12 protein-coding genes are annotated in these 12,614 nt (G+C 64.1%); 2 read left to right on the top strand and 10 right to left on the bottom strand.

Translation table 11 applies throughout. The features are described from left to right. From VE092_RS03490 to VE092_RS03505, 4 genes are all read right to left on the bottom strand, one after another. A partial coding sequence (locus VE092_RS03490) for an ABC transporter permease subunit (protein WP_414653407.1) occupies nucleotides 1-137 on the bottom strand: 137 nt, incomplete at its 3' end. Nucleotides 138-302: 165 nt separating this feature from the next. After that, nucleotides 303-1,241 (bottom strand): delta(1)-pyrroline-2-carboxylate reductase family protein, encoded by a 939-nt coding sequence (locus VE092_RS03495; protein ID WP_324873891.1) that lies wholly within the window; start codon nucleotides 1,239-1,241, stop codon nucleotides 303-305. A 25-nt stretch (nucleotides 1,242-1,266) separates the two neighbouring features. Further along, nucleotides 1,267-2,277: a trans-3-hydroxy-L-proline dehydratase gene (lhpH, locus tag VE092_RS03500; protein WP_324873893.1), complete on the bottom strand. Its 1,011-nt coding sequence runs from the start codon at nucleotides 2,275-2,277 to the stop codon at nucleotides 1,267-1,269. 226 nt (nucleotides 2,278-2,503) lie between these two features. Continuing rightward, nucleotides 2,504-3,640: a branched-chain amino acid ABC transporter substrate-binding protein gene (locus tag VE092_RS03505; RefSeq protein ID WP_324873895.1), complete on the bottom strand. Its 1,137-nt coding sequence runs from the start codon at nucleotides 3,638-3,640 to the stop codon at nucleotides 2,504-2,506. A 370-nt stretch (nucleotides 3,641-4,010) separates the two neighbouring features. Between VE092_RS03505 and VE092_RS03510 the strand changes: the two genes are divergently transcribed. Then, complete coding sequence (locus VE092_RS03510) at nucleotides 4,011-4,475, top strand: Lrp/AsnC ligand binding domain-containing protein (RefSeq protein WP_008334229.1); 465 nt, start codon at nucleotides 4,011-4,013, stop codon at nucleotides 4,473-4,475. A gap of 23 nt (nucleotides 4,476-4,498) precedes the next feature. Here VE092_RS03510 and VE092_RS03515 read toward each other — a convergent pair whose 3' ends face one another. Continuing rightward, on the bottom strand, nucleotides 4,499-5,476 hold the full coding sequence (locus tag VE092_RS03515; RefSeq protein WP_324873898.1) for an AraC family transcriptional regulator: 978 nt from the start codon (nucleotides 5,474-5,476) through the stop codon (nucleotides 4,499-4,501). Nucleotides 5,477-5,660: 184 nt separating this feature from the next. Between VE092_RS03515 and VE092_RS03520 the strand changes: the two genes are divergently transcribed. Continuing rightward, entirely contained in the window at nucleotides 5,661-6,194 is a 534-nt protein-coding gene (locus VE092_RS03520; protein WP_324873900.1) for a carboxymuconolactone decarboxylase family protein, read from the top strand. A gap of 166 nt (nucleotides 6,195-6,360) precedes the next feature. Here the strand turns inward: VE092_RS03520 and VE092_RS03525 are convergent, their stop codons facing one another. The 5 genes from VE092_RS03525 to VE092_RS03545 form a co-directional block, all read right to left on the bottom strand. Beyond that, the gene (locus VE092_RS03525; protein ID WP_324873902.1) at nucleotides 6,361-8,427 is read right to left on the bottom strand and encodes a TonB-dependent receptor; all 2,067 of its coding nucleotides are present in this window, start codon (nucleotides 8,425-8,427) and stop codon (nucleotides 6,361-6,363) included. 189 nt (nucleotides 8,428-8,616) lie between these two features. Then, the gene (locus VE092_RS03530) at nucleotides 8,617-9,012 is read right to left on the bottom strand and encodes a hypothetical protein (protein ID WP_324873904.1); all 396 of its coding nucleotides are present in this window, start codon (nucleotides 9,010-9,012) and stop codon (nucleotides 8,617-8,619) included. Between the two features lie 359 nt (nucleotides 9,013-9,371). After that, nucleotides 9,372-9,857, bottom strand: coding sequence for an RNA polymerase-binding protein DksA (dksA, locus tag VE092_RS03535; RefSeq protein ID WP_174616797.1), 486 nt, complete (start codon nucleotides 9,855-9,857; stop codon nucleotides 9,372-9,374). 423 nt (nucleotides 9,858-10,280) lie between these two features. After that, nucleotides 10,281-11,036, bottom strand: coding sequence for a HesA/MoeB/ThiF family protein (locus VE092_RS03540; RefSeq protein WP_324873909.1), 756 nt, complete (start codon nucleotides 11,034-11,036; stop codon nucleotides 10,281-10,283). 78 nt (nucleotides 11,037-11,114) lie between these two features. Beyond that, entirely contained in the window at nucleotides 11,115-12,611 is a 1,497-nt protein-coding gene (locus tag VE092_RS03545; protein WP_324873911.1) for a S41 family peptidase, read from the bottom strand. Nucleotides 12,612-12,614 lie beyond the last annotated feature (3 nt).

Raw genomic sequence — 12,614 nt, forward strand, 5'->3', positions numbered from 1 at the left:
CCTACCATCAGGATGTCGCCGTGGGCAAAGTTGATCAGGTTCAGCACCCCGTACACCATGGTGTAGCCCAGGGCGATCAGTGCGTACATGCTGCCTAGCACCAATCCGTTGATGATCTGCTGGATGAAAATGTCCATGAAACGGTGTCTCCCTGTGGAGGATGATTTATATGAAAAACTGCAAAAGGGAAATACGAAAAAACGCGGAACAAGACGAAAACGGACAACAGCCGCAAGAAAAACCGCAAACGCAGAAAAAACCGTAAATTATTTATCAAATTTCCTGCGATTGCACGTTCAGTTTCAGAGCCCCAAGGTTTGACGCATCACGCGCGCGGCGGCCAGGTCCCAGGACGCCTGGCCGACGGTCTTGAACACCGGCAATGCCCCGCCCGTGTGCAGCGTGGCGGCCGGCACCTTGCCGGCCAGCACATCGGCGATGCCCACCACCTGTGCCCAATCGACCTTGGCCTGGATCAGATCACCGGCCTCGTGGTGCGCGCCGGGCAGGTCATCGACAACGATGCGCCGGGCATGCAACAGCGTGGCCGGGAACTCCACCATGTCAGGCTTGAAGGCCCCTACGCCAATGGCCAGGGTATCCGGTGCGATCCCTTCGGGGATCACCGCTACGCGCGAGGTGGTCATGGCGATCACCACGTCGGTGCGCGGCAATTCCTCTTGCAACATCCGTGCCGGGAGCGGACTGGCCACGGCCTGCGGATGACGTTCGCTGATGGCGCGGCAGAAAGCCTGGGTGCGGTCGAGGTCGCGTGCGGCGACCCAGAATTGCGATACGCCGAAATACTCGACCAGGGCATCGGCGTGGGCGGCGGCCTGGGCACCGGTGCCGATCAGCAGTGCCGATTGCGGCTTGCGCGGCAACAGGGTGCGTATGCCCAGCATGCTCATGGCGGCGGTGCGACGGCCGGTGACGGTGGGACCATCCATGAGCGCCAGGCGGCGGCCGGTGTGGGTGTCGAAGGCGATGACCTCGCCCTGGATCGCGGGCAGGTGATGGCGCGCGTTGTCGGCGTGGACGGTGATCAGCTTGGTCACCGAGAGGTCCTCGGCAATGGCCGGCATGCCCAGCAGGACGCTGGCGGCATCGATGGGAACGACCTGGCGTTCGGGGGCGCGGATGGCGCCGCTGGCCAGTTCCTGCGCGGCGCGTGCCAGGGCATCGACCAGGGCTGCATAGGGCAGCGCCTGGGCGCTCTGGTGGGGATCGAGGATGTGCATGGAAGTCCTGTCTCGAAGGGGGCACTCAGCGCAGGAAGAAGCCGGTCGGGAAGGGATCGGACTCTTCCAGCACCCATTGGTTGGTGCTCATGATGTGGGCGTGGCCGCTGACTTCGGTGAGCGCGCCATCGAACTCGCCGACCTGGGTGGCGGCAGTCACGCGCACGTCGAAATTGCTGCCGACGATGCTGCCGTTGATGTAGCCCTGGTTCAGCGCCAGCTGTCCGCGCAGGAACAGTTGGGCGGCGCGGCCGGAGGTACCGGTGCCGGTGGGCGAGCGGTCCACCTCGCGGTCGGCGAAGATGCAGACATTGGATTGATCTGCACCGGGGAAATTGGGTTCGCTGTCGATGATGGTGCCATACAGCGTATTGAGGCCGGGCTCCAGCGGATGCTGGATGGCGACCTTGGCGATGACGGCGGCCTTGGTCTCGGCGCCCAGCTGGATCAGCTGGCGCACCAGCTCGGGCTTGACGGCCAGGCCGGCCTGGGCGGCGTTGATGTAGTAGTAGAAGGCGCCGCCGAAGACGATGTCACCGGTGATCTTGCCGAAGCTGGGGGTCTGCACCTCGACATCGCGTCGATAGATGAAGGCCGGCACGTTGTTGAAGCTGACCTTGCCGGCACGCACACCGTCCCACTCAACGAAGGCTTCGATGAAACCGGCCGGGGCATCGAAGCAGATGCGGGTCTGCGGCTGCGTGCGCTCGACGTAACCCATTTCGACCAGCACCTTGCCCAGGGCGATGATGCCGTGGCCGCACATGTCGCTATAGCCTTCGTTGTGGATGAAGATGACGCCGAAGTCGGCACCGGCGGTGACCGGCGGCAGCAGGTAGGCGCCATACATGTCGGCGTGGCCGCGCGGCTCGTTCATGAGGAAACAGCGCAGGTCGTCGCGGTGTTCGCGCAGCCAGGCGCGCTGCTGCAGGATGGTGCCGGCGGGGATCTTGGGCAGGCCGGAGACGACGATGCGCAGCGGTTCGCCGCCGGTGTGGGCATCGATGGTCTGGACGGTACGGGTGTAGCTGAGCATGGATTTCCTTCCGGGTATGCTGCGGGCCGCCAGGGCACAGGGTAACACTGCACCTCGCCTGTCGGCGGACCAGGCCGCGGTACAGGCTCAAGCGGGTACGACGAACCGCTCCCGGGCCGGCCTGGGCCGGCGGGAAGCGGGGATCTGCATGATTGGAGCTGGGACGGAAGACCCGGCCTGCCGCCGGCCATGGCGGGCGGCAGGATCAGGTCGCTGGAATGACCGATCAGTAGCTGGTCAGGGGGACCGGCAGGCCATCCTTGAAGCGATAGACGGTCACGGGCGATTGCTTCAGGTCGTGGTTGGCGTCGAAGTCGTACTGACCGGCCACGCCCTTGTAGCTGATCTTGGCCAGGGCCGGGCCGAAGGCCTTGGGTTCGATGGAGTTGGCCTGCTTCATGGCCTGGGCGATCAGCATCATGCCGTCATAGAACGAGACCGCATAGGTTTCGGCAGGACGGCTGTACTTCTTCTGGTAGTCATCGGCGAAGACCTTGCCATCCTTGGCCTTGTCCAGCATGGTGCCGCCCTGGGTGCAGTAGACGCTTTCGCCGATGGCGTCACCGCCCAGACGACCCATTTCCGGCGAGCAGATGCCGTCGCCGCCCATCAGGGGGACGTCGATGCCCAGTTGCTTCATCTGGCGCTTGATCGGGCCGCCTTGCGGAGCATAGCCACCGAGGAACACGGCGTCGGGCTTCTTGCCCTTGATCGAGGTCAGGATGGCGGTGAAGTCGGTGGCCTTGTCGTTGGTGAAGTCCTTGCTGACCACTTCGATGCCGTTGGCCTTGGCGACCTTGGCGAATTCCTCGGCCAGGCCCTGGCCGTAGGCGGTGCGGTCATCGATCACGGCCACGCGCTTGAGCTTGAGTTCCTTGGCTGCGTACAGGGCCATCTTGCCGCCCAGTTGGCTGTCGCTGGCGGCCACGCGGAACAGGGTGGCGAAACCTTGCTGGGTGATCTTGGGGTTGGAGGCGACGGTGGCCACCACGATGCCGGCATCGTTGTAGACGCGCGAGGCAGGGATGGTCACGCCCGAGTTGTAGGGACCGACGATGGCCTTGACACCCTGGTCAGCCAGCTTCTGCGCCACGGCCACGCCCTGCTTGGGATCGGCCTGGTCGTCTTCGGCGATGACTTCGAACTTGATCTTCTTGCCGCCCACGGTGATGGGTTGCGCATTCAGACGCTCGACTGCCATCATCAGACCGCCCTGGTTGTCCTTGCCGGCCGATGCTTGGGGACCGGTCAGGGGGCTGGAGAAACCGATCTTGACGACCTGCGCTTCTTGCGCCATGGCGAAGGCGGGGATCAGCGCCAGCGAGGCTGCGATGATGTTGAGTCCGGAGACGCGCTTGAACATGGGGTGTTTCCTCTCTTCTAGAAAGTCAGACTGCGGTTGGTGATTGCATTGAAAACGCTGGAAAAGCAGGATTTGCGCCACCCCGCGCCTTGTGGGCGCGGGCGATGCAATTCCGTCGATGCTGTACTTTCTGCGAATACAGGGGTAAGCGCAGTCAAGCCCTGGCAAAACAAAACTCGTCAACACTCTGGCCGAGATACTGCTGTCATCCGCGCATAAAGCCGTTTCCGGCCTTCATGCCCGCATTACGTTGTGTTTTTTATGAGGGAGGATTCTATTGACTCTTCCTTGATATTAGGCGCGTTTATTCCCTTTATAATCAGAATAAAATTCACTCTAAATTTTTTTAACTGAATAAAGTTCAGAAACCATGGCCGGACTCGACAAGATCAGCAAGAAAATTCTGGCGGAGCTGCAAAACGACGGTCGCATCAGCAACGTCGATCTGGCCGCCCGCGTGAACCTGTCGCCAGCGGCCTGCCTGGAACGGGTGCGCAAGCTGCAGGAGGCCGGTTATATCCTGGGCTATGCGGCACAGTTGAATCCCGAGCTGCTGGATGTGTCGCTGCTGGTCTTCATCGAGGTGGTGCTGGACCGCACCACGCCGGATGTCTTCGCCGAGTTCAAGAAGAGCGTGCAGAGCATTCCCGAGATCATGGAGTGCCACATGGTGGCCGGCGGCTTCGACTACCTGGTCAAGTCGCGGGTCAAGGACATGAATGCCTATCGCGAATTCCTGGGCAAGTCGCTGCTGCAGTTGAAGGGCGTGCGCGAAACCCACACCTATGCAGTGATGGAAGAAGTGAAGAACACCATCCGCCTGCCGATCCGCTGAATCCCCCGCCCTCCTTCCCTGCGCTAGCCCCTGCCTTCTTCTTCCTCCACCTCTGCAGCCCTGCTCCTGCGCCGGTAGGCACCCGGCCCCAGTCCGCTGTATTTCTTGAAGACGCGATTGAAGGCCGCTTCCGACTGATACCCCACCGCTTCGCCGATCTGTGCCGTGCCCATTTTGCTATAGCTCAGGAGACGGGCGGCGCGCGCCATGCGCAACTGCTGCAGCACCTCGCCCGGTGTGGCGCCGCCGACCTCCTGGAAGCGCCGCACGAAGGTGGCGCGCGACATGTGGCACAAGCCGGCCAGGCGCGGTAGCGGCCAGTCCTCCTCGGGCGATTCCAGCATGGCCTGCATCGCGCTCTGCAGGGCCGGATGCGCCAGCAGCGCCAGCAAACCCGGTTGCGGACCGCCCCCGGCCAGCCAGGCGCGCACCGCCAGTCCGAACAGGGCCGCCGCCAGGCCGGCCACCACCGCCTGGGCACCGGCCCGCAGTTCGCCCCGGCCATCGGCACCACCACATTCGTGGCGCAGCAGCGTGGCCAGCGTACGCAGGCCGTCGGCATCGGGCAATTCGGCACTGCGCACCAGCAGCACTTCGGGCAGGGCGTGCATCAGCGCATTGGAATGCGGGGCGTCGAAATGGAATTGTCCACAGAGGAAATCGGACAGCGGCTGGCTGCCGCCGCCCTCCTCGTCGTTGACGTGCAGCGTCACCGGGGCGGCCGTCTCCCCCAGCCGCACTGCGCTGGCCTCGGCCGCCGGGGCGATGAACAGATCGTGGGCGGCGCCACGGGTGAGGATCACCAGGTCGCCGGCCTGCAGACTCAGCGGCGCGCCGTCGGGCAGCTGCAGCTGGGCGCGCCCTTCCAGGATGAAGTGATAGGGCGCCACCCCGGCCGGCAGGGCCGGGTTCGGCAGGTTCCATGGCTGGCCGAAACGGCAGCGGATATCCAGGTCGGCGCGCACCGGGTGGAGAGACAGAAGACGGCTGAGGGCATCCATGGTGCTTCCTTTTGGCTTGGACAACGGTCCGGACGGTTCATGCAGCGTGAGCTTTTTGAGCAATTTTAAGTTATTTCAGAGCATTCATAATTTCATCCGGCAGGCCTACAGTACATCCATGCGCAACACGGCACTCACGGCAATCCCGCCAACGCCGGCGCTAACCTCTTACAGGAGAACTGTCATGCCCCGTCTTACCACTACCCCCGTCACCGAAGCCACCGGCCAGGCCGCCCAACTGTTTGCCGCCATCAAGTCGGCTGTCGGCATGGTGCCCAATGCCTACGCCGGTATCGGCTCGCTCAGCCCGGTCGCGCTGGAATCGGCCCTGCACCTGGACGGCGCGCTGCGCAAGAGCAGCCTGTCGGCCCAGGAAATCGAAGCCATCAAGCTGGCCGTGAGCGAGAAGGCCGGTTGCGATTACTGCCTGGCGGCGCACTCGCTGATGGGCAAGAAGGTCGGTCTGTCGGCCCAGGCCATCCAGGGCGTGCGCCACGGCCAGGCCTCCGGCGATGACAAGCTGGACGTGCTGGCCGATTTCGCCCGCCTGCTGGTCGGCACCAGCGGCACCGTCGAAGCCGACGTGGTGGAGCGCGTGCGCGCCCATTACAGTGATGCGCAGATCGTCGATACCCTGCTGGCCGTGACTGCGATCACCTTCACCAATCTGTTCAACCGCGTGAACGATACCGTGCTGGACTTCCCGCCGGCACCGTGATCGCTCATGCAGGTGGCAGCAGGCGCCCCGCAGTCAGGGCGCAAAAAAAGCCCGGCGGCCTCCTCGCGGAGACGGCCGGGCAAGCCGCGCTGGCGGGGGGCGCAGTCCCCCGCTGGCACTCGACAGGCCTGCCGGCAATCGCCGCAGGCCGTTTACGGGTCGCCGATCAGAAGGCGGTACGCACCCCCACGATGAAGTTGCGGCCACCCAGCGGTACCGATTCGCGCAGCACCGAGGTGGACAGGCGGATGTCCTGGTTCAGCAGATTGCGCGCCAGCGCGAACCAGGTCAGCTTCACGCCGTTGAGGCGCTGGGTATAGGACAGGTTGGCGTCCAGCTGGGTATAGGACGGGGTCTCGTAGGTCTCGAAGGAGGCCAGTCGATCCTGCTTCTGGGCACGCAACACCTTCACGCCGCTGGCCCAGGGGCCGGTCTTGTAGGCCAGCTCGACGCCATAGCGGGTGGCCGGCTGCAGGGGCAGGTTGCCCAGGCTGTCGAGGGTGCCACGCGAAGTGTCGGCAAAGACCCGGCTGGAGAGACCTTCGCCGTTCCAGTTGTAGCTGACTTCGGCTTCCACGCCGCGGATGGTGGCGTCGGCCTGCGACCAGAAGCGCTGGGTGAATTCGCCGGTGGGATCTGCAGCACCGCTGTCATCGACCTGGCCGTTGGTACGGCCGTAGATGTAGTTGTTGACCTTGTTGCGGAAGACGTTGCCCTTCCAGCGCACCAGGCCCTCGGTCTTCTGCAGGCTCAGTTCGATGTTGTGTGAAGTTTCCTTCTTCAGCTGGTTGTCGCCGATGTCGAAGGTGGCGGTCGATTCGTGCGGGCCGTTGGAGTACAGCTCTTCCACCGTCGGTGCGCGTTGGGCGAACGAATAGGTCAGGCCTAGGCCATAGCCCGGCTGGAAGCTCCACAGGGCACCGGTGGACCAGGACAGCAGGCTGAAGTCCCGTCCGGGCAGGCCGCTGCCGCTGTCGGGACTGCGCTTGACGCTCTCGCCGCGCAGGCCGCCGCTGACCAGCACCTGGCCGAACTGGCGTTCTTCGACCAGGAAGCCGGCAAACGAGGTGGAACGGGTCGGCGGGGTCAGTTCGGCCGCGCCGGTGTCGGCCGCCAAGGCCGAATAATTGCTCTGCTCGGTCTGTACGCCGAAGGTACCGTGCCAGCCGGCCAGCGGCGCATGGGTCAGTTCCCAGCGGGTCTGCAGGGCGCGGTTGGCGAACACCGTGGCGGGGGTGCCATCCTGCTCCTTTTCGATATGGGTGTAATCGGTGTAACCCATGCGGAAGCGGAACTTCTCGATGCCGGCAAACGGGTTGTTGACGACGGTGTCGAGGTCGTAGCGGTTCTGATGCAGGTCGATGAAGGACATTTCATCGGTGGGGATGCCGTAGTGATCATCCAGGGTCGCCGCCGACAGGCCGATATAGCCCCAGTTGGCGACGTAGGAAATGCCGGCGCCCAGGCTGGTCTCGTGGGTGAAGGAATTGGGCAGGCGACCGGAGGCGCTGGCGGGATCGCCCTGGCGCGCATTACCGGGGATCTTGTAGTTGTCGGTGTCGCGATAGTTGCCGTCCAGGTGCAGGCCGATCTGGCCGGCCGAGGTGTCCAGCGAGAAGGAACTGTTCTTCTCGCCGTCGACGCTGCCGTAGCGGGCTTCGGCAGTCCCGGTGGGCTTGCCCACCAGTTCGGTCGGGATGCGGTCGTTGACCACGTTGACCAGGCCGCCGATGGCGCCCGAGCCATACAGCAGCGCGGCCGGACCACGCAGGATTTCGATCTGGCGCGCAGTGGCGGCCTCGGTGGCGACGGCGTGGTCGTTGGAAACGGTGGAGACATCGGAGACGCCCATGCCGTTCTGCAGGATCATCACGCGCGGGCCTTCCATGCCGCGGATGATGGGACGCGATGCACCGGCGCCGAAGGCCGAGGCCGACACACCGAGTTCGCCGGAAAGGGTGTCGCCCAGGGAGTTACCGAGCTTGTTGCGCAGTTCATCGCCGGCGAGGACCTTGGCGGGCGCCAGCACCTGCACGTCTTCCTGTGCGGCGAACGGGGTGGCGGTGACGACGATGGCTTGCAAAGGGGCTTGTGCAGGCGCAGCCGGTGAGGCGGCGGCCGGTGCGGCAGGGTCAGGGGTGCCGGCAGAGGTGGTCTGGGCCGTAGCGGACATGGACCAGGCAGCCAGGGCGGTGAGGACGGCCGAAGCAATGAGTTGGCGTTGGAAAGCCATTGTGAATTCCTTGTTTTACGCGAGGCGACGCCTGCCATGTTCTGGTGAGGACAGGACGGCGCGGATACACCGGCCGTCAGCACGCGCCCGTACGCAGGCGCCTCGCGAGGGACGAAGGCACGCTGCATGCGGATGCGCGAGGGACAACCGGCAACCAGTCAGAAAGAGGGTCTTGCGAGGGGAAGGAATTCAGCGCGGCGGAGCGCGGGAGGAGAAATGGCAGTTGAGGGGAGCATCCCACGAGGAGAACGCCAGCCACAGGGCCAGCAAGCGCACCGGCGGCAACAGCGGCAGCGGCGGGAAATCAAAATGAACGCCGGCCGACAGGGCCGCCGCATCATAGGCGACGCAGGAGTGATGCAGGTCGTGGGCATGGGGACCGTGCGCATGCGCATCCTGACCGGTGCTGACCGAGGTCGGCTCGGCTTCGTCGAAGAGGGCGTCGCTGATCAGTGAGTGCACCGTGCCCGGTGCCCAGCCCGCGTGCGCGATGCCGTGCACGAACCCCAGCATCTGCGCGAACAGCAACGACATCGCCAGCATGGCAATGACGGTGAAGCTACGCAGGGAACGCAGTCGGTTCATGGAACGGATCGGCAAATGGACGACGGAGCTGCAGGCACCTGCAACACGAAACAGCGCAGAGCCGAACAGACCGCCGCAATATGGATGAGGCGACAGACTTGGCCGCTTCCGCCGCTTTTGCAGCTTTTTTTGGGGCTACTGACGATGAACTGAAGGTACTGACATCGAGCACCCTGCAATCCCGCACAACATCCGGTACTACGGGTGGTCTTGAAAATTCGGATATGAAGGATTCTACCCCGTGGCCAATAGACGGCCAGTCCGAAAAACCGGGGTCAACGATCCTGCACCGGCAACACGCGCTGCCGGCGCTGAGCCTGGCCGCCGCGCGGCGCAGGCTTCATCCTGCCTGGCGGGGATCAGTCGCCGTAGAGCTTCTGCTTCAGTTCGCGGCGTTGCTGCGCTTCCAGCGACAGGGTCGCGGTCGGGCGCGCCAGCAGACGCGGGATGCCGATCGGTTCGCCGGTCTCTTCGCACCAGCCGTACTCGCCGTTGTCGATGGACACGATGGACTGCTGCACCTTCTTGAGCAGCTTGCGCTCACGGTCGCGGGTACGCAGTTCGAGGGCGTGTTCTTCCTCGATGGTGGCGCGGTCGGCCGGGTCCGGCACCAGCACGGTTTCGCGCAGGTGTTCGGTGGTTTCATCCGCGTTCTTGAGCAGATCCTTTTCCAGCTGCTGGAGACGGGCCTTGAAGAAAGCAAGCTGCGCTTCGTTCATGTAGTCCTTCTCGTCCATCTTGAGGATTTCTTCCTCGGTCAGCAACTGCGCTGCAGGGGTAGTTTTGGGAGTCTTGGTTGCCACTTCGCTTACTTTCAATACTACGGGTTTTTCAACTATATCCATTATCCCGGCTGATACTTGGCTGCCGGAACAGGTCGCTTTTGAATCCACTTCCCTAGCCGCGTTGGCACCTCTTCGATTGACGTTGACGCGCTCGGGGGGCCGTTGCGGGATTTCCGGGCCGGCCTGCAGTGCCGATGGCGTACGCTTTTTCGCGGTCAAGGATTGTACACCAACGATTCCGGATGCCAAGCCTTGGGCGCATCAGGTTCCTGACCTCGGGCAGCGACGCGCCGGCGGCGCGGTGGTTCATGGAGCGTTTCATGACTCCCCCTGTGACGGGCAAGACGGGGCGGGCTGATCGCGCTTATGAATTATCGTCGTTCCGAACATCAGCCTGGCGTGATGCCGCGCAGCAAGTGCATTGCAACATCCAACCGAGTTTATACCAGAAGACCCGGTCCGGATGGAAGCGGCAAGCAGGGTTCAGGCATGCCGGCGGGCGCAGACCGGGCACTGGTGGTCGCGGCCGACGTTGATCGAGGTCCATTCCATCTCACGGGCGTCCAGCAGCAGCAGGCGTCCGGCCAGGGAGCGACCGATGCCGGCCAGCAGCTTGATGGCCTCGGCCGCCTGCATGGTGCCGATGATGCCCACCAGCGGCGAGAACACGCCCATGGTGGAACATTGCACTTCCTCGAACTCGCGCTCGGGCGGGAACAGGCAGGCGTAGCAGGGGGCCTTTTCCTGGCGGCTGTCGAAGACGCTGACCTGGCCGTCGAAGCGGATCGCCGCACCCGACACCAGCGGCACCCCGGCCGCCACGCAGGCGCGGTTGACGGCGTGGCGGGTGGCGAAGTTGTCGCTGCAGTCCAGCACCACGTCGGCATCGGCTACCAGCGCCTGCAGGCCTTCGCCCTCGACCCGCTCGGCCAGTGCGGTGACCTGCACGCCGGGATTGATCTGGCGCAGCGCCTCGCGCCCGGAGTCCACCTTGGGCTGGCCCACGCGCGCGGTGGTGTGCATGATCTGGCGCTGCAGGTTGGTCAGGTCCACCGTGTCATGGTCCACCAGGGTGATATGGCCCACGCCGGCCGAGGCCAGGTACATGGCCGCCGGCGAGCCCAGCCCGCCGGCGCCGATCACCAGGGCATGCCCCTGCAGCAGCCGGGTCTGGCCCTCGATGTCGATCTCGTCGAGCAGGATGTGGCGCGAATAGCGCAGCAGCTGTTGGTCATCCATGGTGAGGTCCTGTCTCGTTCCAGTAATGAAAAAGGGCCGCTAGCTAGCGGCCCGGTATGCCAGCCCGAGGGCGGCGGATTACTTGGTGGTGTCGATCTTCTCGGCCGGCGCCTTGTTGTCCTTGCGCTCGTCCTTGACCGGGGTGGCGTTCTTGCCTTCCTCGTTGCGCACTTCCGGCTTGGCGTTGGAGACCTTCACCGGCAGCCCCTTGAGATGATTCAGGGCCTGCGCCAGCTGGAAGTCGTCCTTGCTGCCGAATTCCAGCGGCTTGCGCTTCTTCTCGGCGGCGATCAGGCGTTCTTCCGACTGTTCGTCCATGGCCTGGGCCTTGACCTCGGCGGACTTGTCGGTGTCGTTGGAGAGGTGCTTGGACAGATCGGCTTCACGCAGGCGCAGGCCGTTCAGGCCATCGCCATCGGGGAATTCGTCGACCATGATGTCCGGTACGATGCCACGGGCCTGGATGGAGCGACCCTTGGGCGTGTAGTAGCGGGCGGTGGTCAGCTTGACGGCGGTGTTCTTCTCCGGCGGCAGGGCGATCACCGACTGCACCGAGCCCTTGCCGAAGGACTGGGTACCCATGATGGTGGCGCGCTTGTAATCCTGCAGGGCACCGGCCACGATTTCGGAAGCCGAGGCCGAGCCGCTGTTGATCAGGACCACCATCGGCACCTTCTTGATGGCATCGGGCAGGCGCGACAGCGGGTCCGACAGCGGGTTGGCGGCGTAGTATTCGCGCTTGGCGTAGAACGTCTGCTTGGAGCTGGGGAGCTGGCCGTTGGTGGACACCACCACCGAATCCTTGGGCAGGAAGGCGGCAGCCACGCCGATGGCGCCCGGCAGCACGCCGCCCGGATCGTTGCGCAGGTCCAGCACGATGCCCTTCAGGTTGGGTTCCTGGGCGTAGATGGCGGCCAGCTTCTTGGACATGTCGTCCACCGTCGGTTCCTGGAACTGGGTCACGCGCAGCCAGGCGTAGCCGGGTTCGATGACCTTGGACTTAACGCTCTGCACGCGGATCTCCTGACGGGTGATGGTCAGGATGATGGGCTTGTCTTCTTCCTTGCGGGCGATGGTCAGGGTGATCTTGGTGTTGGGTTCGCCGCGCATCTTCTTGACGGCTTCGTCCAGGGTCAGGCCCTTGACCGGGGTGCTGTCCAGACGGGTGATCAGGTCACCGGCCTTGATCCCGGCGCGGAAGGCCGGCGAATCCTCGATCGGGGAGATGACCTTGACGTAGCCGTCTTCCATGCCGACTTCGATACCCAGGCCCACGAACTTGCCCATGGTGCCTTCGCGCAGTTCCTTGTAGGCCTTCTTGTCCAGATAGGCGGAGTGCGGATCGAGCGAGGCGACCATGCCGGAAATGGCTTCGGTCAGCAGCTTCTTGTCGTCGACCTGTTCGACGTAATCCGACTTGATGAGACCGAACACGTCGGCCATCTGGCGCAGCTCCTCCAGGGGCAGCGACGCCGTTGCATTCTTTTGCGCGATGGCGTCGAACTGAATCATCGCAGTGGCGCCTGCCACCATGCCCAACCCGATCAAACCGATATTCTTGAGTTTGCTGCCCATGTG

Origin of the sequence: Herbaspirillum sp. (assembly GCF_035644555.1) — a bacterium.
In the GTDB taxonomy this organism is placed as follows: Bacteria; Pseudomonadota; Gammaproteobacteria; order Burkholderiales; family Burkholderiaceae_D; genus Herbaspirillum.